20 protein-coding genes and 2 pseudogenes are annotated in these 20,034 nt (G+C 42.7%); 7 read left to right on the top strand and 15 right to left on the bottom strand.

The genetic code is table 11. The features are described from left to right. Positions 1 to 89: 89 nt before the first annotated feature. From MHB64_RS06280 to MHB64_RS06245, 8 genes are all read right to left on the bottom strand, one after another. Complete coding sequence (locus tag MHB64_RS06280; protein ID WP_341133966.1) at positions 90 to 596, bottom strand: metallophosphoesterase family protein; 507 nt, start codon at positions 594 to 596, stop codon at positions 90 to 92. Between the two features lie 125 nt (positions 597 to 721). Next, positions 722 to 1,915, bottom strand: coding sequence for an anti-sigma factor (locus MHB64_RS06275; protein ID WP_341133965.1), 1,194 nt, complete (start codon positions 1,913 to 1,915; stop codon positions 722 to 724). Then, the gene (locus MHB64_RS06270; protein WP_094869910.1) at positions 1,908 to 2,411 is read right to left on the bottom strand and encodes a sigma-70 family RNA polymerase sigma factor; all 504 of its coding nucleotides are present in this window, start codon (positions 2,409 to 2,411) and stop codon (positions 1,908 to 1,910) included. The genes MHB64_RS06275 and MHB64_RS06270 overlap by 8 nt, the downstream gene beginning before the upstream one ends. Positions 2,412 to 2,571: 160 nt before the next feature. Next, positions 2,572 to 3,564, bottom strand: a complete 993-nt coding sequence (locus MHB64_RS06265; protein ID WP_280788796.1) for a siderophore ABC transporter substrate-binding protein — start codon at positions 3,562 to 3,564, stop codon at positions 2,572 to 2,574. Between the two features lie 123 nt (positions 3,565 to 3,687). Continuing rightward, the gene (locus MHB64_RS06260) at positions 3,688 to 4,443 is read right to left on the bottom strand and encodes an iron ABC transporter ATP-binding protein (RefSeq protein WP_094869909.1); all 756 of its coding nucleotides are present in this window, start codon (positions 4,441 to 4,443) and stop codon (positions 3,688 to 3,690) included. Continuing rightward, entirely contained in the window at positions 4,437 to 5,381 is a 945-nt protein-coding gene (locus tag MHB64_RS06255) for an iron chelate uptake ABC transporter family permease subunit (RefSeq protein WP_094869908.1), read from the bottom strand. The genes MHB64_RS06260 and MHB64_RS06255 overlap by 7 nt, the downstream gene beginning before the upstream one ends. A 2-nt stretch (positions 5,382 to 5,383) precedes the next feature. Then, a complete protein-coding gene (locus tag MHB64_RS06250; protein ID WP_280788797.1) occupies positions 5,384 to 6,331 on the bottom strand; it encodes an ABC transporter permease in 948 nt (315 codons plus the stop codon). Positions 6,332 to 6,564: 233 nt separating this feature from the next. Then, positions 6,565 to 6,825, bottom strand: coding sequence for a YqkE family protein (locus MHB64_RS06245; RefSeq protein WP_076121701.1), 261 nt, complete (start codon positions 6,823 to 6,825; stop codon positions 6,565 to 6,567). A 91-nt stretch (positions 6,826 to 6,916) separates the two neighbouring features. Between MHB64_RS06245 and MHB64_RS06240 the strand changes: the two genes are divergently transcribed. Further along, positions 6,917 to 7,261 carry a winged helix-turn-helix transcriptional regulator gene (locus tag MHB64_RS06240; RefSeq protein WP_076121703.1) on the top strand — a complete coding sequence of 115 codons (345 nt, stop codon included), beginning with the start codon at positions 6,917 to 6,919 and terminating at the stop codon, positions 7,259 to 7,261. Between the two features lie 18 nt (positions 7,262 to 7,279). On the opposite strand, the gene MHB64_RS06235 is transcribed toward MHB64_RS06240, so the two are convergent. Continuing rightward, positions 7,280 to 7,783 carry a GNAT family N-acetyltransferase gene (locus MHB64_RS06235; RefSeq protein WP_094869906.1) on the bottom strand — a complete coding sequence of 168 codons (504 nt, stop codon included), beginning with the start codon at positions 7,781 to 7,783 and terminating at the stop codon, positions 7,280 to 7,282. 21 nt (positions 7,784 to 7,804) lie between these two features. Continuing rightward, positions 7,805 to 8,650 (bottom strand): SDR family oxidoreductase, encoded by an 846-nt coding sequence (locus tag MHB64_RS06230; protein ID WP_094869905.1) that lies wholly within the window; start codon positions 8,648 to 8,650, stop codon positions 7,805 to 7,807. Between the two features lie 292 nt (positions 8,651 to 8,942). Here MHB64_RS06230 and MHB64_RS06225 point away from each other — a divergent pair, with 292 nt between their 5' ends. Beyond that, positions 8,943 to 10,037, top strand: a complete 1,095-nt coding sequence (locus MHB64_RS06225) for a M24 family metallopeptidase (protein WP_341133964.1) — start codon at positions 8,943 to 8,945, stop codon at positions 10,035 to 10,037. Positions 10,038 to 10,888: 851 nt separating this feature from the next. Here MHB64_RS06225 and MHB64_RS06220 read toward each other — a convergent pair. Next, positions 10,889 to 11,503: a TetR/AcrR family transcriptional regulator gene (locus tag MHB64_RS06220; RefSeq protein WP_094869902.1), complete on the bottom strand. Its 615-nt coding sequence runs from the start codon at positions 11,501 to 11,503 to the stop codon at positions 10,889 to 10,891. Between the two features lie 364 nt (positions 11,504 to 11,867). On the opposite strand from MHB64_RS06220, the gene MHB64_RS06215 reads away from it, so the two are divergent. Both MHB64_RS06215 and MHB64_RS06210 read left to right on the top strand, forming a co-directional pair. Beyond that, on the top strand, positions 11,868 to 13,349 hold the full coding sequence (locus MHB64_RS06215; protein ID WP_341133963.1) for an MDR family MFS transporter: 1,482 nt from the start codon (positions 11,868 to 11,870) through the stop codon (positions 13,347 to 13,349). Positions 13,350 to 13,436: 87 nt separating this feature from the next. Further along, positions 13,437 to 14,207 (top strand): SDR family oxidoreductase, encoded by a 771-nt coding sequence (locus MHB64_RS06210; protein WP_341133962.1) that lies wholly within the window; start codon positions 13,437 to 13,439, stop codon positions 14,205 to 14,207. A gap of 487 nt (positions 14,208 to 14,694) precedes the next feature. Here MHB64_RS06210 and MHB64_RS06205 read toward each other — a convergent pair. After that, positions 14,695 to 15,086: pseudogene (locus MHB64_RS06205) on the bottom strand (NADPH-dependent F420 reductase); the annotation flags it as partial. 12 nt (positions 15,087 to 15,098) lie between these two features. Continuing rightward, positions 15,099 to 16,043, bottom strand: a complete 945-nt coding sequence (locus tag MHB64_RS06200) for an alpha/beta fold hydrolase (RefSeq protein WP_144991251.1) — start codon at positions 16,041 to 16,043, stop codon at positions 15,099 to 15,101. Positions 16,044 to 16,141: 98 nt separating this feature from the next. Here MHB64_RS06200 and MHB64_RS06195 point away from each other — a divergent pair, with 98 nt between their 5' ends. Together MHB64_RS06195 and MHB64_RS06190 are read left to right on the top strand one after the other, a co-directional pair. Continuing rightward, on the top strand, positions 16,142 to 17,053 hold the full coding sequence (locus tag MHB64_RS06195) for a helix-turn-helix transcriptional regulator (RefSeq protein WP_341133961.1): 912 nt from the start codon (positions 16,142 to 16,144) through the stop codon (positions 17,051 to 17,053). 86 nt (positions 17,054 to 17,139) lie between these two features. After that, positions 17,140 to 17,373: pseudogene (locus MHB64_RS06190) on the top strand (transposase); the annotation flags it as partial. Positions 17,374 to 17,647: 274 nt separating this feature from the next. Here MHB64_RS06190 and MHB64_RS06185 read toward each other — a convergent pair. After that, positions 17,648 to 17,923: a hypothetical protein gene (locus MHB64_RS06185; RefSeq protein WP_042189381.1), complete on the bottom strand. Its 276-nt coding sequence runs from the start codon at positions 17,921 to 17,923 to the stop codon at positions 17,648 to 17,650. Positions 17,924 to 18,232: 309 nt separating this feature from the next. Between MHB64_RS06185 and MHB64_RS06180 the strand changes: the two genes are divergently transcribed. Beyond that, positions 18,233 to 19,012 (top strand): alpha/beta fold hydrolase, encoded by a 780-nt coding sequence (locus MHB64_RS06180; protein WP_094870616.1) that lies wholly within the window; start codon positions 18,233 to 18,235, stop codon positions 19,010 to 19,012. A 54-nt stretch (positions 19,013 to 19,066) separates the two neighbouring features. On the opposite strand, the gene MHB64_RS06175 is transcribed toward MHB64_RS06180, so the two are convergent. Further along, positions 19,067 to 20,032, bottom strand: a complete 966-nt coding sequence (locus MHB64_RS06175; RefSeq protein ID WP_341136051.1) for an NAD(P)H-dependent flavin oxidoreductase — start codon at positions 20,030 to 20,032, stop codon at positions 19,067 to 19,069. Between the last annotated feature and the right edge of the window lie 2 nt (positions 20,033 to 20,034).

Here is a 20,034-nt window from a genome sequence, read left to right as displayed (position 1 = left end):
TTCTGGCTTCGCCCGTTTTAACCTCATTGTAAAGGGTTACCGAGCCGTTCACCATGGAGAGAACGCCGAATGATTTGGACAATCGAACCTTATTCCTTTGAATCGTAGAACACATGCCGGGCACTAACTTTACCCGCTTCGATATCTAAAATTCCGAAAGAATACAATTTCTCACGCCGCTTATCTGTAGGAGAACCTGGATTAAATAGCAGGATACCATTCTCCTCTCTTAGCAAGGGCTGATGTGAATGACCAAAGAGAATACAGTCCACCTCATCATTCGCAAAAGCAAGCAGTGCGTTTCCATCCGTTCCTTTACGGGAATGTGGCGTATGTCCATGTACCATGCCAATCCGGATTCCTTCAAGGGTAATGATCTTGCGCTCTCCGAAACGCGCGATGATCTCATCCCCATCATTATTTCCGGCAATCCCCTCTACCCGTGCTAGTTCTGACAGCAAATCATAGATTCCCATACTCACCCAATCACCAAGATGCAAGATTAAATCCACATGTTGAAACTCTGCAATCAGTGCCTTAGGCAGAGACTTAGCCATTCTTGACATATGTGTATCAGATACGACTCCTACTTTCATAGATCTCAGCTCCTAATCTATCATACTCAACCTTGGTTATGACATATATCCATAAATCTAATATTCAAATAATTGTACGATTTGCTTCAGCGAGAAGCAAGTTCTGTGACTTCTTTACTCCGCCGCTAGTTCTCTCTATCCTGCCAATTCCATAACCTTACTTCCCCGACATGCATGTTGCTAACCCATCTCTCTTCTTTCAGTTTAAGCAGTTCTTTCACCGGACCGGTTACAACCGCTCCATAGAGCTTAACTCCATTCTTCTCTATATATCTAATGGAATCATCCAGATCAATGAATGGAATCACCCTTTTGGAGATGGATTTATACTCCTGCACCAAGTGCAGCGTCTTAAGGAAGTTCGCATTACGCAGTTCACCCTCCCCATATGACTCAACAGATGGAGAAATACTCGAACGGCTGGTCACCCCTCCGAACCATCCTCGCTTCTCCCTCAAATCCTGTGTCACTTTCATATCATCCGCATGCCAAATTGGCATATATGGAAAACCTAATGGATCATTAACTACTGGCTGTCGTGTTCGTGGACCTGTATCTGCCGCAAACCACAAAGGCTGAAGATTCTTTGGCTCTAACTTCTTCAACAGCTCATCTGTCGTAAATAATTGGTCAAAAGACAAATATGCTTCCGCTACCGTCCCCTCAGGGAGCTTCTCTAATCTCTCCCACTCACTGCCATCATCCATACTATTTGCCGCATTATTCTTCCCCTGTGGATATACAAAGTAATAACCAATACTTCTACTCTCATTCGTCCAGGAATAGTTGTAGAGCCTAGCCCAGCCAAATAGAAGCTTCATTGAATAATCTCCGACAGTGATTTGTTCATCTCCCACTTGTTTCTCTATCTTACTTGTCAGATTCATACTGAAAAATGGACCGGTACCACTGCTCAAATGTACAATCGTATTCGGCTGTGAGACAGCAATAGCGGAAGAAACAACATCACGGTATTTCTCTACTCTCTCCCCAGTACCATAAAATATCGCACTGATAATACTGCAAATAATCAAGAATATTAAGAACGCAGAAATTACCGTTAAAGTATTCGATATACGGGCTCTCCATTTACCGCGGCGGATGATCTTTTTTTCTTTGCCGGGTTTGTTTCTCTTACCTTTTCCGAATTCTATATTCTTCTTCTCGCCTGAAGATGGCTTTTCTTCACCCATGAGTTCATCCAGATAAGCCTGATAAGCTTCCATCTTCTCCAGTTCGCGCTCCACTTCATCCCTATCCTCGTCAGTAAGAGTACCTTCGCCGTACCTTCTTAACTTCTCCTTGAACGCCTCACTCATGTTCATTCCGCCTCCGCTCTGCTTCACGCAGCTTCTGTCTAGCTCGAAAGATTAAGATCTTATATTGGGACAGACCCACATTCATAATGTCCGATGCCTCCAGATAACTAAGACCATGAAAATCATGTAGTAGCAGTGCATGCCTCTGATTGTCCGGTAGCTCACCTATCGCAATTCTCATCTCTTCCCAACGTTCCTGCCGAAGCAGCGTGCTTTCCGTGGTATCTGGATGGGCAAGCTGTTTAAAAAACTCCTCGCTCTGAACGGTGCTGCGCCCTTCCTTCCGCTTGTAATCTATAAAGGCGTTGTACGCGACACGGAACAACCATGGCTTAATCTTCTCGTCTTTACAATCCTCCAAATATAAATAAGCACGGTAAAAGGTCTCCTGCATTAAATCTTCGGCCGCGTGATGATCACCACAAAGGGAGCGCAAATAGCGGTAAATATCCATCACATACATCTGATATATTTCATCCAGTGAATTTCGCTTCATGCACTCCCCCCTTAACCTAACCACGTATACTCGCATAAAAAGTTACAGCTAAATTAAGCAACTAGTATGAATATACCAGTAATTCTATGGAAAAAAGCAAAAAAAAGCCTGCTGACAAGGAGTATTACTCCTGCCAACAGGCCTTCCCAAGTTACTCTGCTTACAGAACAACTTCAACTTCTTTGAGCATTTCGCTAACAGAGATTAAACCGCCACCGGACAAGTACCAGTAGTTAGGATCAAGATAAATGATTTTACCGTTTTTAAAAGCATTTGTGTTCTTCACGAGATCGTTCTCAACTGCATCCTTCGCTGAACCGGATTTGCTGCCGTCACTCTTCACAGCCGCATCTCTATCTACTACGAACAGATAATCCGGATTCTTGTCGGCTACATATTCATAAGATACGCTTTGACCATGAGTGGATACTTCGATTTTATCATCCGCTTGTGCAAATCCGAATACATCATGGATAATACCGAAACGGGAACCAGAACCATACGCACTGATTTTTCCTTCATTGGCGAGAATAATAAGAGATTTTTTACCATCTGCTTTAGCTTTCTCATTCAGAGCTTTAACGGAGTCATTAATAGCAGTAAGTTCAGTCTCTACTTCAGCTTCCTTGCCAAAAATTTGGCCCAGCGTCTTCACATTTTTCGTGAAAGATTCCATGTAATTCGCATTATCTACAGCAACGTACAATGTAGGTGCAATTTTGCTGAATTCATCATAAGAATCTTGCTGTCTGCCGGAAATGATGATCAGATCAGGAGAAAGACTATTTATTTTTTCGAAGTCAGGCTCTTTCAAACCACCGACATTCTCATATTTGGCATCACTATATTTAGAGAGATAAGAGGGTACATTACTTTGAGGCACTCCAGTCACCTCTACGCCCAGTTTATCCAAAGTATCGAGTGTACCGAAGTCAAATACAACCACTTTCTGCGGGTTACTCTTAATCGTAATTTCTCCAAGTTCATGCTTAATAGTAAGCTCTTTGGATTCTGTATTCGGTGCAGTAGTAGCCTCTGTATTGCCTGCCGCTGCTGTATTATTATCTGAAGTTGCTGCATTATTGGAGCCACAGGCCGCCAAGATTACGGCAAGAAACACTGTCATGATTAGTAAAGATACGTTCTTCTTCAAAACATTCACCCCTATAATTTATAGTCAAGCTATTTGAATTATTCGCGTATACGTCAAGGAAGCTGGCGCCTTTCACTTCATGCGTTACGTCATAATAATTTCCGAATGGAAGCGGCGTCTTGTTTAAAAATAGACACCAATTTTACGACCACCTATTGTTTCTATAGGGATATCCATGTCATATACATCCCTAAGCACTGCTGTATCAATAATTTCATCCACCGTACCCGATGAAGCTACCCGCCCATTCTTGAGCGCTACAATGTAGTCAGAGTAACAAGAAGCGAAATTAATATCATGAATGACGAGCACAATCGTCTTGCCCTTCTCTTCTACCAATCGGCGTAACACCTTCATAATTTGTACAGAATGTTTCATATCCAGATTGTTGAGTGGTTCATCGAGCAAAATATACTCCGTATCCTGGGCCATAACCATTGCAATATATGCTCTCTGGCGTTGTCCACCGCTTAGCTGATCAATATATTTATCCTGCATCTCTTGAAGGTCCATATAAGCAATCGCTTCGTCAACGAACGCCCGATCCTCAGGTGTGAGCTTTCCCTGTGAATATGGGAACCTTCCGAAAGAAACAAGTTCCTTCACAGTAAGACGAACGCTGATATGATTGGACTGCTTTAGCACCGATATTTTACGAGCAAGCTCATTACTCTTACAGCTGCCAATTTCCTTCCCTTCGATCAGTACTTCCCCCGCGTCTTTAGAGATAAGTCTACTGATCATGGAGAGCAACGTGCTTTTACCAGCGCCGTTAGGGCCGATAAACGAGGTGATTGCACCCTTTTTAATGGATAAAGACACATCGTCAACAACGGTAACTCCGCCATAACGCTTGGTTACATGCTTAACTTCTACCACGACTTATTCTCCTTTAACAGCAGATAGACAAAGTAGACGCCACCTGCAAAATTAATGATTACACTAACCGTAGTAGTGAATCCAAACACACGTTCAACTAGAAACTGTCCCCCGACAAGCGCAATAATACTTAGCAAAATCGTGCCGGGAATCAGATAGGAATGCTTATACGTACGGAACAACTGATGCCCCACATTGGCCACTAGTAAACCCAAGAAAGTGATCGGCCCTACTAAAGCCGTTGATATCGAAACGTAGATGGATACAATAACTAACAGCCTTTTGACTACATAGTCATAATTGATCCCTAAGTTAATGGCTTCATCTTTTCCTAAAGAAATAACATCTAAATACTTCACAAATCTCATGAAATACAGCGTAGTTAACGCTAGTACAACTGTAGACAATATCAGTAGATCACTGCTGACGTTGTTGAAGCTGGCGAACATTTTCCCTTGTAGAATCAGGAATTCATTCGGATCAATGAGCACTTCCATAAAAGAAGATGCACTCTGGAACATCGTTCCCATGATAAGTCCTACGAGCAGCAGGAAGTATATGTTTTGACCTTCTCTGCGGAACATTAGCTTATACAGCACACCTGAGAACAGAACCATGATGCAAGCTGAGAACAAGAAATTCACATTTTTATTCATAAACGTCATATTTGATGAGCCTAAGGCGTATACACCGAACGTCTGGATCAACATGTACAAAGAATCTAGCCCCAAAATACTAGGTGTCAAAATCCGGTTGTTCGTAATGCTCTGAAAAACTATGGTAGAGACAGCTATCACCGCTCCGGTAATTAAAATGGCCGCCAGCTTTCTTCCCCGACTGGGCAGAACATAATCCCAATTTCCCATAACATGATAGGTCATAAACAAGACGATGAGAGCAACAGCGCTTAAGGATAATATAGTTAATTTCGTCTTCATCACTAATTCGCCTTTCTTCTCATCAGCAAGTAGATAAACAGACCACTTCCGATGACGCCTACCGTGAGACTGATGGATATTTCGTATGGATATATAATGAGCCTGCCCAGAATATCACAGAACAGGAGGAACACCGCACCGAGAATGGCTGTATGCGCCAGATTTTTTTTCAAGTTATCGCCTATGTATAGCGTTACTATGTTAGGTACAACAAGACCCAGGAATGGAATCGTACCTACGGTTAAAATAACAACAGAAGAGATTAACGCTACAATCACCAATCCTACGTTTACAACCGCTTTGTAGTTCATACCGAGATTGACAGAGAAATCCTCCCCCATACCGGCTACGGTGAACTTATTGGCGAAAACATACGCGAGAATGACAAGGGGAATACTGAGATAGATTAATTCGTACTGTCCCTTAATAATCGTTGAGAAATCGCCAAGCATCCAAGATGAGATATTCTGAACCAAATCATTTTTGTAAGCAAAAAATGTAGTAATCGAACCTACAATGTTCCCGAACATGAGTCCGACCAGCGGGATAAAAATACTATCCTTGAACTTGATCCGATCTAAGATTCTCATAAATATAAATGTTCCCAGTAGGGCAAAAACAAAAGCAACGAGCAGCTTCTGCATCGGTGTCGCCCCTGTGAACAGCATCAGGGACACGAGAATACCGAATTTCGCAGAATCCATCGTGCCCGCTGTAGTTGGAGAAACGAATTTATTTCGTGATAATTGCTGCATAATTAATCCGGCAATACTCATGCTTACACCAGCTATAATCAGTGCAGCTAAGCGTGGAATCCGGCTGACTAGCAGAGTCTGCATCTGAGATTCCGTAAGCGAAAAAAGATCCAAAGGTGAAATGTCTTTTACGCCTATAAACAAAGATATAAATGAAAAGACTATTAGAAGTAGGGACAAATATTTTAGTTTCATGAGTTGTTCCTTATCTGTTTAATAGTTAAATCGTTTGGGAAATAGATGATAGTATCGGCATTGATAATGATTTTCATTTGCACTATGTTCGATTATACCTAAGCCCACTTTGAGGGTCAACCCTTTCGTATAGTAAATTTTAAAACAATTGAATTTTATAAATAACATTAAAAAAAGAGACACCCACGTGGGCATCTCTTTATCTCATGATCTATTTTCGCTAGCTATAGTAGTTATTTATACTTACTCCAATCCTGATTACTGTTCTCCAGCAGATGTGCAAAATCATTCTCAAGCCGCTTTTGTTCAGCTTTTCGCTGATCCTCGACCGCCTTACGAGCAGCTTCCTTTCGGTCATTCTCTTCCGCTTTCAGCGCATCAGACTGTGCCTTCAGCTTTCCTAGAACATCACTGCTCAGCAGGTCTTTTAGCGTAGCTGGTCCATCGGTCGCAGCAGGACGCGGAGTGGTTGGCATTTTCTTTTTTTTAGCCACGGTCAATCATCCCTTCTAGTAATGAATTAATTTGGAATTCGTTTAAATTATTGGTCTTTTCGTTTATAATGTTCACTAAGAGGTGAGCCATATGAAGTCCACTGATTTATGTCCCCAACTACAAAAAAGTATGGATATTATCGGCAGGCGTTGGACAGGTTTGATCATCTACCAGCTCCTCCAAGGACCGCAACGTTTCAATGTGATTGAAGCAGCTTTGCCCATCAGCGGAAGGTTACTCTCCGAACGGCTTAAAGAGCTGGAACTGGAAGGAATCGTTCTTCGAGAAGTATTCCCTGAGACACCTGTGCGGATCCAATATTCCTTAACGGATAAAGGACTTGCCCTGGAGACCGTTATCCGAGATTTGCAGCGTTGGTCAAAAATATGGATTGATTGTGACACAAATAACGTAAGCTCAACACTTGAAATGTAAGCGTTTCAATTATGGCTATTAGATTTTAAGTCCTACGATCACCAAATCACGTTCTATACCATCCAGTTCAGCCACACCAGGCAGCAATCCCCACTCTTCAAAACCAAATTTCTTCAGTAAGCCGAGGCTTGGATCATTATGTCCAAACACAAAGCCAACTAAGTTCTTAATACCAAGACTAGGGGCTTTCTCAATAGCCTCTGTAAGAAGAATTCTACCGGCTCCACCACCACGGAACTTTTCACTTACGTATACACTAATTTCTGCTGTTGCATTATACGCTGGACGACCGTAGAAGGATTGAAAGCTGAACCATGCCGCAATTTCATCCCCCTGCTTAAGTACCCACAAAGGGCGATGATGGCTGTTATGTTCAAGGAACCATTTTTCTCTGTCTGCAACAGTAATTGGTTCCAGATCCGCAGTGACCATCCGTCCAGCAATCGTTGAGTTGTAAATCTCCACAATAGCTGCTAAGTCTGCAGGTGTTGCATCTTCAATCCTGCTATTCTCCCATTTCATCCCTTGTTTCCTCCAAATGTGTTAATTACTTAGGCCGACCTGCTCCTGGCTCCATAGCCACAGCCGTTCGGCCTCTTGTCTATTCTGCGCTCTGGGAGACAGCTGCTTAATCTTTCGTCGATAATAATATTGACCGGTTACCTCTTGCAAATCCGGTTCTGTAGCCAAATAGATCGCAGTATCGGCTCCTTGTTCAGGAGTTAAAAAGAAGTATGACAGCAGCTTAAGGATCGACTTGCCGAAGCCTGTCTCCCGGTTAACACCTATATTTGTGCCCACTGCTCCTGGATGCACGCAATTCACCGTTACTCTTGTCCCTTGCAGGCGTGCTGCCAACTCTTTCGTGAACAGTATATTGGCTAACTTGGATCGAGCATAAGCTTTTGCGGGATTGAAACGGCGTGCGAGGGTTGGATCTTCATAGTGAAGTGCACCTATTTTGTAAGCACCGGAAGCAACCACAACGATACGGCCTTGCTCTGCAGCTTTTAAAGGCTCCAGTAACAGATTCGTTAGCAAAAAATGACCCAAATGATTCACACCAAGATCCATCTCAAAGCCGTCCTTCGTAAGCTGACGCTTAATCGTGACTACCCCAGCGTTATTGATGAGTATATCTAGAATCGGATATTTCCGGGTGAATTCCTCCGCAAAACTGCGAATGCTCTCCAGCGAGGCCAGATCACAGAACATCAGCTCGATATCCTCGGAGTGGCTCTTTTGCTTGGCGGCAGCCAGTGCTTCCTCTCCACGCTGGCGATTACGGCATACCATAATGACTTTGGCTCCCTTGCGAGCCAGTTCAACTGTCGTCGCTAGCCCCATACCGGAATTTGCTCCAGTTACAAGTGCAATTTTACCTCTCATCCCAAGAATCACTCCTCTCTCAACAACCGTACCCCAATAAGCTTCCGCCTAACCTTGCAAGAAGTATATTAAAGATTATGTTACACCAACTAGTAGGCTCAAGAAAAGCTTCTTGTCAGGTTTTAAAAGTATAGGTGATCCAATATGCATCATTGTTTACGGAATGCTTGCGAATAGGCATGTTAGGATTAGCCAACGATAGATGTACTCCGTCTCGTGCGTCTAGTCTATTTTTGATCTATAATAGGAATATTGCAGTTCTAATCGTGAAGTTGAAAGGGGAACACCAACTATGAATAATGCTCTGACAAGCCTAGAGCAGCAAATGGCGGGCGAAGGCCTTGATGCACTGCTCGTAACAGATCCCAAACATGTCTACTACTTAACCGGATTTGCCAGCGATCCGCATGAACGTTTTCTCGGTCTGCTGTTGATACGCGGAGAAGAGCCAATGCTCATTCTACCCGCACTAGATGCAGAAGCGGCTCAAGCAGCTTCTTCGGTCACCAAAATCATAACCCATAGTGACACTGATAATCCTTATAACCTGCTTAAAGATTGTTTCGGCAGCAGTAAGCTAGGTACTCTTGGTATAGAGAAGGAACATTTCTCAGTAGCCCGTTTTGAGCATCTAACCGCAGCCGTTCCAGCAGAACGTTTTAGTGATATAGGTTCATTGCTGCGCAGCATGCGCTCCAAAAAGACCCCCGATGAAGTTAAGCGCATGAAACATGCCGCTGAGCTAGTTGAGGAAGCTTTGCGCCGCGTGCTTACCCATGTAAAAACAGGCGTTACAGAAAACGATTTAGTAGCGGAACTGGAATATCTAATGAAAAAGGTTGGCGCTTCCGGCCCTTCCTTCGATACTATGGTGCTTTCTGGTCCTAAAACTGCCCTGCCTCACGGTGTTCCAGGCAACCGGGTCATTCAGCCAGGCGACTTCCTGATGTTTGATATTGGGGTGTATGCTGATGGTTATGCTTCTGATATTACACGTACCTTTGCTATTGAATCCGTGGACGACAAGCTAATCACGATCTATAACACCGTGCTGGCTGCCAACGAAGCTGGAATCGCCGCTTCCAATCCTGGAGCTCCCTTCGGTTCTGTCGACAAAGCTGCGCGTGATGTGATTGAAGAAGCCGGATTCGGGGAGTATTTCTTGCATCGTGTCGGACACGGACTGGGAATGGATGTTCATGAATATCCGTCACTTCATGGTCAGAACGATGACATTATCGAGATCGGTAATGTGTTCACCGTTGAGCCAGGAATTTATGTGCCTGGACTAGCAGGTGTGCGTATCGAAGATGATTTAATTATTACTGCTGAAGGTGCAGAGACCTTAACAAGCTTCCCTAAGGAACTGACTATTCTTCATTTGTAGAAAAGAAAAATATTAAAATCAAAGAAAGTTCATCCCTAATAAGTTGAAAAAGAATCCCTTTCAACTTATTGTGATGGGCTTTCTCTTTTTCCCGCACCCTACTCGACTTGTTCAGACCTTTTCATGAATAAAGGTACACACTTTATAGAATCCGCTTTTCCCGTATACATGAATAGCCTTTAAATTATTGCTCTCTGGATCAATTAGTAATGCTGATACTTGATAGTCTAGAAAATTTTGAAATTCTTTTATAGTTAGATACGATAATCCTTTTCCTAAATATTTCTTATTACCAATCCCCTTTTATTATTCAAAATGTTGTTAGTAAAGTTATTCCATGTATACTCATCTGTCTCCTAAAACTTTGTCTATATTCATACTGGGGGTTTAATTGTTAGGAGAAATAAAATTTCTAGACTGAAAAATAAAGTGTTAGATTGACGATGCTTCATTAAGATAACGGGCAGGAATAGTCAAAAAGAGTAAAATCAGTGACAAGAAAGTTGGAACAATAACAATGTAAATAATAGTATTCCTTTCTGAGTGCCAGATAATAAAAAGTTTGAAATCAAAATAAAGTCGAAAATAAGCCGTCCTAAGGCCATAGGGCGGCTTATTTTCGACTTTAATGTGAGTTAATGGGGGAATATATAGTTTTGTGGTTTTTATTCTATAGACATGTACACTTTTTAATAAAATGAAGAGCAAGAATTTTACAAAGTCAAATAATAAAAGAACGTCCATATTTCGGGGGAAAGTAACTTGTTGCTGTTTTAATATGAAAGTTTGCAACTTTTTTGAAAAATACGATGAGTGAGGCAGAGAAAAATACATAACTAATTATTCGTGATCTAACTATTCAATCCGGCAGCAGTGAAAGGACCTTTCACAGTGATCGTAGCTAGAATATGGGCTAATTCCGCTGGAGATTCCTTTCCTTCGCCATTAAGCCATTGCTCGATAACTCCAATATGTGCTGAGACTAAATAGGCAATTAAATACTCACTCGGGACAAGCAAATTCTCTTGCTTAACCAGAGGGAATTCTTTTCTTACAAACAATGTTTTCCATAAGAACTCTTTCATCCTCGTTTGGAAAGACATATCGCCTTTGGGACCGGACACTGCTCTCATGAACATCCGGTTTTGATCCAAATACTCAAATAATGTGACCATGACATTAAAGGGTAGCGTTGGGGGAATATTTGAATGATTGTTATCCGCTTCAGTAATGTTCTGTTTAAAGATCTCTTTCATCTTGTCCATATACTCTTCTTGGCATTGGGTCATTAAATCAAATTTATCCTGATAATGTGAATAAAAAGTTCCACGATTAATTCTTGCCCTCGTCGTAATGTCTCTCACTGTAATGGCATCAAATCCTTTTTCATCGATTAAATCAATCAATGCTTCCCGAATTAACGCTTTCGTTCTAATAACTCTTAAGTCTTTACTCGCTTCTCGCATTATTGGCCCACTCCTTTAGGGATTAAAATGTACACAATTGTAGAAAGTGCTGGATATCCATCACTATGGGCGAATCTGATTATTGTTGTACTTTTGTTTAATCATTATAATAAATTATATGAATATAAACAACACGGTGTCGATTTACAGAGAGGTGGAGAGGGCTATTCAATAATGTCCATCATTGAAATCATGTATTTGTTAAAGACTAAGGTTATCAGCGTGGGATTTCCGACATGTCGCATCCCCGGGCATTAATCTCGAATTAGAATTGAAGAACGGTTAAGCAAAGCGTAGGGGATTCGAACCTCAAGCCATACATTTAATTTAACGAATTAAATTCCTAAATGAAGGAGTTGTAACTATGGGGAAAGATGAAAAATTAAACTTAGCTTCGGCTGAGACGTTCTCCTTGCGGGCAATTATCCCGCAATTATTGGCCATTATCGTGGGTATGATTATGGTTATTCTCGATAGTACGGCCATGAATGTTGCCATACCAAGCCTTGTGAAGGATCTGAATTCAGATTTGGATACGATAAAGTGGACGATCACAGGTTATACGCTTGCTATGTCTGCCGTTATTCCCCTTGCCGGATGGTTGTCGGATCGCATTGGGGCAAAACGAGTATTTTTAATTAGCATCACTTTGTTCACGATCGGGTCAGCATTATGCGCAATAGCGCAATCACCGTCCGAACTGATTGTGTTCCGCATGCTCCAAGGTCTTGGAGGAGGTATGGTGGCCCCTGTAGGGATGGCTATGGTCTTTAGTCTGGCACCTCCGGAGAAACGTGGGGCAGTCATGGGGTTTCTGGGGATTCCCATTCTGTTGGGGCCAGCTCTTGGACCAATCTTATCGGGATACTTAGTGGAATACCAGAGCTGGCATTGGATTTTTCTCATTAACCTGCCGGTCGGTATTGCGGCCGTTATTATGATTCAGTTCCTCATACCGAAATCGAAGCGGAGTGAGAAGATCCCTCATCTTGATTGGAAGGGTATGATTCTGGCGCCGATTGCTTTTGCAATGCTCGCATATGGTATAAGCGAAAGTGGAACGAGCTGGACTTCAACCTCCACATTAACGGGGCTGATTGTCGGAGGCATAGCGCTAATCCTGTTTATTATTTCGTCATTATCACAAAAGCAGCCGCTATTAGAATTACGAGTCTTTCGTTCCTCGGATTTCACCCGTAGTATTTTGCTCTTATGGGTGGTTATGTTCGCTATGTTCGGAGTCATGGTCATGGTACCACTCTTTCTGCAAAATGTGAAAGGATATTCAGCCCTTGAGACCGGGGTCATGTTGCTTCCGCAGGCATTGATGGCAGGACTATGCATGCCAATTAGTGGTAAGCTATTCGATAAAATCGGAGCAAGACCGCTCGCACTGATTGGCCTTAGCTCTATAACTGCAGCTATGTTCGTCCTTTCCAGTGTCACAGTGGATACAGGGAAACTGGTAATTCTGATTGCATTGGGGCTCATGGGGGTGGGAATGGGATTCACAATGATGCCGCTCAATACTCATGTTATGAACTCAAGCCCTCGTCATTTGGTCAGCCGCGTAACCTCGCTCACGACCGCGGCGCAGCAAGTTGTCGTTTCCTTTGCTGTTACAGTATTGACTACGTACTTGACTTCGCAAGCCGCAGAGCATCTTAAGACTGCTGGTAATGCCGCGAACCCGCTAGAGTCCATGGTACAAGGCTTCGGGGACACCTTTAACTTGGTCGCTTGGATCGCAGCAGCCGGAATTCTGTTTGCGTTGTTTCTCCGAAAACCTAAACAAGCTCCAGATGAAGGGGACGGCCAGAATACTCCCTCAGTAATGATACATTAATGATCTAAACAGTGAGCAAGTATAAATAAACAACCAGGCAACTGGACAAGAAAAACGAGTTCCTAATCAAAAAGGAGTGGAAGGTACATGAATCTTTCGGGAAATACTATACTTATTACTGGTGGAGGTTCCGGAATCGGGTTAGCCTTTGCGGAACGTTTTATCAATGAAGGAAATCAAGTCATCATTTGCGGACGGCGCGAGGATACTCTTAAACAAGCTAAAGAAACTTTGCCAAATGTTATTACACGAGTATGTGATTTGACGATTGAATCCGAACGTTCAGCCTTGTTTGACTGGGTAATCACTAATTATCCCGAAGTAAATGTATTAGTTAACAATGCAGGAATTCAGCAGCACTTCAATATTCTAAAAGCAGATGCAAAGGAAAACTGGTCTTTTTTCAACAAAGAAATTCAGTCTAATATTGAAGCGCCTATCCATCTTTCTATGTTGTTTGCACCTTTCTTTGCTGAAAAGGAAAAGGCTGCAATTTTAAACGTAACTTCAGGATTGGGATTTACTCCAGCAATGTCTGCACCAATTTATTCAGCCACAAAAGCGGCACTTCATTCATTTACTATGAGCCTGAGAAATCAGCTTCTCGAATCATCAGTAGAAGTGATTGAAGTTGTTCCTCCGGCAGTGAATACAAATTTAGGGGGATCTGGCTTACACATATATGGCGAACCGTTAGATGCCTTCACAGACGGTATATTCAAGGGACTGAGCGAAGGCAAGAAGGAAATTGGATACGGGACTTCTGCAAGAGCGATGCGCATGTCCAGAGATGAGATTGACGAAATGGGCGAAAAAATGTACGGCATAATGAAAGACATGCTTAATAAATTGGAATAATAATGACATCCGTAGAAATCCAGGCAATGGACTAATTACAATTTTTACCTCATCGTTAACTCGATGAGGTGTTTTGTTATTTTGGACTTGAGCAATGAGATAGCCTATTGAAACATTAATCAAATAAATTGAGAAACTAGATTTAATAGCTTCTATAGGGGGTTGATTAAGCTAAAGGAAACGTTAGATGAATAACAACAGAGGCAGTCTAAGACTTTATTTATCAAGTCTTAGACTGTCAATGCTTCATTTTCATTTAATGGATCAGTCTAAAACTTATTTTTCAAAAACTAACGATTCTTTAATTCAAAAACGTTGTTAAACCAACGATTCTAGTCTAATACTTTATTTTCACAGAACATTAATTACCTTAGGACTATCCTGCCCGTTAACACAACAAGGCTGCCAATCGTACTGGCAGCCTTATCATGGTTGAACTATCGTGTCCCGTTAGTTCAACGTCAATTACCTTGATTAGGTTTCTAACTTATGAATCGAATACTTCCCTATTTGCTTTAACAACATTTTGAATGGAAAATCACCATCTGAAGCTACCAGCTTTTCCATCACCTTGTCACCTAGAAATGGTGCTTTTTCTTTATTCGCTTTAGTTAAGGCTATTTCTAGTTCCTCTTTTGTAGGTACGGTGCAGTACGCCGGAGTTCCTGGTTGTTGTCTCCACGAATCGCTTAAAGAACCGCTATCTACGGCATCGAAGCCTAGTTCGTTTGCTACACTCATGATGATTTGTTTATGGGATAGGTCATTGCCAGCGACCGCTATAGCAATGCGTCCATCCGTCCCTTCAGGAGTCCCATGATGCTCTAGCGTATAGGCTAAGAAATTGTTGAATGCTTTAATGATTGGTCTTCCTAAATGACGCTCTTGGGACTAGATGGAATTCTGCTGTTCCAGCCATCTCAAAATCGCTTTATTTGATTCCTCCGGCTTTTCTTCCTGGATCCAATGACCGCAATCCAGATTGACCACTTCCACATTGGGCACGAACTTTGTCAGGTTTTCAGACTTCGCAACCATATCCCGATCGCCGTAGATCATGAGGGTCGGCTGCTGGATGATTGGGTTCACCTCCGCCAACAAGTGCCAGTTGCGGTCAAGGTTCCTGTACCAATTTATGCTGCCCGAGAACCCTGATGTTTCAAAAGCGGAGACGTAAACGGCCAGCTCGCTTTCGCTCATTACGGGCTCACCGAGCGGTGTTTCCGCGTTGGCGAGATTGATCAACGCCATACCTGGCTCAGGTGCTCTGAGAGGCTCGTTCTTCCGGTACAGGTTACGAAGGAACCTGTACGTATTGTCTTCGAATACGGCGTCCGCGACGCCTGGCTGTCGATTGAAGTGGACGAAATAGAAATTGCCGCCAAGTATTTCTTCCATGAACTCGATCCAGGGTTTTTCTCCGCGCTCTTGGTAAGGCAAGCTCAGATTTATCACTTTATTGACGCGGTTTGGATGCAACAAGGTCAGTCCCCAAACGACGAATGCACCCCAGTCATGACCGACAAAGGTAGCGTCTTCGTATCCGTAGTGATCGAGAAGGGCGACGAGATCACCCGACAAGTGTTCAATGTCATAGTCTGTTACTTCGGTCGGACGGGATGAGTTGCCGTAACCCCGCTGGTTGGGGACGATGACATGGTAGCCCGCTGCAGCAAGTGCGTCCATCTGATGGCGCCAAGAAAAGGCATGCTCTGGCCAGCCGTGGCAGAGTACAATAGGTTTTCCTGCGTTTTCTCGGCCTGCTTCAAACACTTCGAGTTCCACACCGTTGACTGAAATAAGGGTGGGTTTAGGAAAATTGGTTGAATTAAACATTGAATTAATACCTCCTTCTTGTGATACATGTAGTATAATGGATAAACGGTGACATCTTATTGTCACCGTTCTGAAATCATGTAAAAAAGAGGGCAATTATGGACAAAGTGGAGAGACTCATTTCAATTATCATGATATTGCTGAAAAAAGAGGTTGTTGCGGCAACGGAATTCTCACAACTATTCAATGTCTCCAAAAGAACGATCCTTCGCGATATGGAAACATTGGGCTTATGTAACATCCCCATCTACTCTGTCATTGGGGTCAAAGGCGGCTTTGGCATAATGGATGAATACAAGGTGGATAAACGCTTATTAAGCAGCTCCGATTTACAGAATATATTAACTGCGCTGGGTGGATTGGAACAAATTCTCCTTACCGAAGAAGTTGAAAGAACGATAAAAAAAATAGAGGCAATGGTTAGTCCATTGTCTCTTAATCGTTCCATTCAACTATCGTTTTATGATTGGGAAGGTCGGTCCGAAATTCTTGAAACCGTAAAGACATGTCAAAAATCCATAACAAAGAAAAAGCTGGTTTCGTTTAATTATACAGATAAAGACGGGGCTGTAACGGATAGAATGGTTGAGCCCTATGAGCTGCATTTCAGCGAATCGAGTTGGTACTTGAAAGGATTCTGTTTACATCGACAGGGATCTCGAACATTCAAGTTATCCCGGATCGATCATATTTCTATGGATGAACGCACGTTTCATCCAAGAGACGATTGGTCTGAGCAAGGACACGAAGCAAGTTATCTACCGCAATTCGTCACCATTAAGGCATGGATATCGACTAGCATAAAAGATCAAATCATCGAAAGGTATGGTCGAAAAAGTATTGAAGACCATGGTCCTGGACTTTTATTAGCAACCATATATGTCCCTCAAAATTATATGGGATTTCAACTTTTAGCAAGCTTCGGCACTCATCTAAAAGTTGTAGAGCCCAAAACCTACGTTGATGACTTTCGAAATTATTTATCTCAAATGATGGAGAACTATTCCTGATCAAGGTCTCGTCACGGCCTATATGACCTATTTCACATGAGTTGGGGCTTTACGCGCTTCTTCATAGATTTAGCATCAAAGCTTCGACCTCAACACGGAATCGAATTACCAAACGTGGTTCTCGGCAACTTCGTTATGCGCTAGTTATGGCCGTCCAGTGTGGACTCATCCGTTCTCGTAATCTGCGACTTAAAGATTTTTATGATCGCAAAAGAGGCGAAGGAAAGCCACATAAAGTAGCTTTAATTGCATGCGCAAATAAGCTGGTTCATTGGCTTTATGTCATCCTTAAAAGTAAAAAATCCTTCCGCACTGCCTGACCATTTTATATTGGTATAACCTTCCAAGATAAAGGGATTGGAGGGTTATTTGTCATGCCTATTTTTTACTATACCACATGACTTAAGTTCATTTTACTGGTAATCTTGACAAGCTATTAGCTGGTATAGCTTAAAGCCATTACCGCAAAGGTACCATCGACAGCAATATTAATACTCCTGTTTAATTTTTGATAATATATCATAAAAAAAACTATCGAATGGACTTGTCGACAGTCTTTTTTGGGCTATTATTTGAATGGACGCATTGTTGCAGCTATTCCTTTAGGGCATCCACATATTGCTTCGCTTCTAATAGTGACAAACCAAGCACTTCTCTCGCTTTTTTAACAGCTGCTACTTCCTTGCCGTTACGTACGAGCTGGAGAACCTCATTTTGAACAAGATGTGGGGGCAGACCTTCAGACTTGGCAATTTGGTCAACGTTTACCTGCATTGTTTTGATACGAGCTTCCATGGCACTTACTTTGTTATACACAGTTAAACATACAACTAAGGACACAAGTGATATCGTAATTGATAGGTATTCCATTTGCGACACTCCCTTTTATCTCTTCTTTTATTCTAAATGAAGATGTCTGGTTAAACAAATTTATGTCGTGTCCTATTGAACTAACCTGCCCGTTAGTTGAACAAATAAAAAAACGGCTGCCTAAGCAACCGTTTTTCCACTAACGTATCCCTTGAGCTCAATGATCTGAAGAAATTGTTTCACTCAAGCTATTCCTCAGAAATCTCTACGTACTATCTTAACCCAATTTGACGCCGAAATTAGGCATTAACCTTGCCTAGGGCGAATATCTTAACGGGGAAATACATTAAAAAAAATGAGGTGAAACACTTGGGATACTTCGTTACTGTGGAACCGGGCGTAAAAGTATTTATAGAGGACATCAATCCGAAGGGAAATAAAACGATACTTTTTATTCATGGCTGGCCGCTAAACCATAACCAGTTCGAATATCAGTTCAATTTCCTTCCGAAGCTCGGATATCGTTGTATCGGAATAGACTGGAGAGGATACGGCAATTCGGATAAACCATTCGATGGTTACGGCTTCGATAGATTAGCAGATGATCTTCGTATAGTCATCGAAGCGTTACAGCTAAAAAACATAACACTTGCAGGACACTCTACCGGAGGAGCGATCTCAATTCGTTATATGGCTCGTTATAAAGGGTACGGGGTATCAAAACTCGTCCTGATCGACGCTGCGTCTCCATCAAGCGTTCCAAAAGAATTTACGAATAAAATCATCGAAGAGACAAACAATGACCGTCCGAAAATGCTGCAAGACCAAACGGGAATTTTTTTCTTTCAGTACATTTCTGAAGCGAAATCCGAATGGTTCTTTCTAATGGGTTTACAAGCTGCGAATTGGTCGACTTCCGCCATTATGGTCACGCTAAGAGACGAAAATGTTTACAACGATCTTGGACAGATCGATGTGCCCACATTAATTATTCATGGAATTCATGATAAAGTCGTTCCGTTTACCCAAGCTCAGGAAACAAATAAGCTGATTAAAAATTCGCAATTAGTTCCATTCCAATACAGCGGCCATTGCCCTTTTTTGGAGGAGCGTGATAGATTCAACCAATTATTATCTTCTTTTGCATAACGTCTCGGATTAGCGGCACCATCGCTCCCCATAAATTTAGTCCGATAAGCATCCTCACGCCTGTGTTCCCCACATCCCGCGAATCGACTCTGCCTCTTTGACCATCCTGCCCATCAGTTCCGAGACTGTAGGGATATCATGGATCATCCCTGTCACTTGGCCTGCCCAGCCAATGCCCTCTTCTTTGACATCATCATAAATCCAGCGCTTGTTGGCTGCACCGCTAATATATTCTTTTAAGGCTTCATAGGTCGGAGTCACACGCTCAATGTCGAGAATCTTATCTATGTACTCACTACGCAGCACTCGCGCGGGTGCTCCAATAGAGCGTTTGATTACGACTGTATCTGACTCTGAGCTTTCTACTAGGGCTTTTTTATAAGAAGCAGCTGCATGAACACATTCAACCGTAGCAACGAATCGTGTGCCCATTTCAATTCCCTCAGCCCCCAGTGCATGGGCCGCCATCCATCCGCGGCCATCCCCGATCCCGCCTGAAGCAATCACAGGAATATCAACCGCATCCACTACTTGAGGAACGAGTACCATAGTCCCTACATCATCACGCCCCAAGTGGCCTCCTCCCTCCTGCCCAACAACAATAACCGCAGAAGCACCTAATTGTTCAGCTTTTTGGGCTTGTCTGCGTGAAGAGACGAGCACGAGCGTTTTAATATCCGTGTGCTGTAGCATTTCCAGTATAGGGGCCGGATTCCCACCAGTGAGACTCACCACGGGAACCTTCTCGTCGATGGCGACCTGCACCCGATCTTCATAACCGATACCATGCACACCGATGGCAAAATTAACGCAAAATGGATTGTCGGTCAAAGTACGAACCCGTTCTATTTCTGAACGTAAAGCCTCTGCGCTCGGAAGACTCATCGCTGTAACCTGACCCAATCCACCGGCATTCGAAACGGCAGCTGCAAGGTCTGCATAACCTAAATAAGCAAGCCCGCCTTGAATAATAGGATACTCTATCTGCAATAACTCCGTAATACGGGTATTCCATTTCATAT

It is taken from the genome of Paenibacillus sp. FSL K6-2859 (assembly GCF_038008265.1).
GTDB classification, from domain to species: domain Bacteria; phylum Bacillota; class Bacilli; order Paenibacillales; family Paenibacillaceae; genus Paenibacillus_AQ; species Paenibacillus_AQ nitricinens.
Note: the sequence above shows the minus strand (reverse complement) of the source record. Positions and strands in the feature narration are given on the sequence as shown.

What these genes read in the sequence shown, in the direction of transcription:
- MHB64_RS06210 (WP_341133962.1), top strand. Translation starts at nt 13,437, where the DNA reads ATGAATCTTTCGGGAAATACTATACTTATTACTGGTGGAGGTTCCGGA.
- MHB64_RS06255 (WP_094869908.1), bottom strand. Translation starts at nt 5,381, where the DNA reads ATGAAGACGAAATTAACTATATTATCCTTAAGCGCTGTTGCTCTCATC.
- MHB64_RS06195 (WP_341133961.1), top strand. Translation starts at nt 16,142, where the DNA reads ATGGACAAAGTGGAGAGACTCATTTCAATTATCATGATATTGCTGAAA.
- MHB64_RS06220 (WP_094869902.1), bottom strand. Translation starts at nt 11,503, where the DNA reads ATGCGAGAAGCGAGTAAAGACTTAAGAGTTATTAGAACGAAAGCGTTA.
- MHB64_RS06185 (WP_042189381.1), bottom strand. Translation starts at nt 17,923, where the DNA reads ATGGAATACCTATCAATTACGATATCACTTGTGTCCTTAGTTGTATGT.
- MHB64_RS06200 (WP_144991251.1), bottom strand. Translation starts at nt 16,043, where the DNA reads ATGTTTAATTCAACCAATTTTCCTAAACCCACCCTTATTTCAGTCAAC.
- MHB64_RS06270 (WP_094869910.1), bottom strand. Translation starts at nt 2,411, where the DNA reads ATGAAGCGAAATTCACTGGATGAAATATATCAGATGTATGTGATGGAT.
- MHB64_RS06175 (WP_341136051.1), bottom strand. Translation starts at nt 20,032, where the DNA reads ATGAAATGGAATACCCGTATTACGGAGTTATTGCAGATAGAGTATCCT.
- MHB64_RS06250 (WP_280788797.1), bottom strand. Translation starts at nt 6,331, where the DNA reads ATGAAACTAAAATATTTGTCCCTACTTCTAATAGTCTTTTCATTTATA.
- MHB64_RS06225 (WP_341133964.1), top strand. Translation starts at nt 8,943, where the DNA reads ATGAATAATGCTCTGACAAGCCTAGAGCAGCAAATGGCGGGCGAAGGC.
- MHB64_RS06240 (WP_076121703.1), top strand. Translation starts at nt 6,917, where the DNA reads ATGAAGTCCACTGATTTATGTCCCCAACTACAAAAAAGTATGGATATT.
- MHB64_RS06215 (WP_341133963.1), top strand. Translation starts at nt 11,868, where the DNA reads ATGGGGAAAGATGAAAAATTAAACTTAGCTTCGGCTGAGACGTTCTCC.
- MHB64_RS06280 (WP_341133966.1), bottom strand. Translation starts at nt 596, where the DNA reads ATGAAAGTAGGAGTCGTATCTGATACACATATGTCAAGAATGGCTAAG.
- MHB64_RS06235 (WP_094869906.1), bottom strand. Translation starts at nt 7,783, where the DNA reads ATGAAATGGGAGAATAGCAGGATTGAAGATGCAACACCTGCAGACTTA.
- MHB64_RS06275 (WP_341133965.1), bottom strand. Translation starts at nt 1,915, where the DNA reads ATGAGTGAGGCGTTCAAGGAGAAGTTAAGAAGGTACGGCGAAGGTACT.
- MHB64_RS06230 (WP_094869905.1), bottom strand. Translation starts at nt 8,650, where the DNA reads ATGAGAGGTAAAATTGCACTTGTAACTGGAGCAAATTCCGGTATGGGG.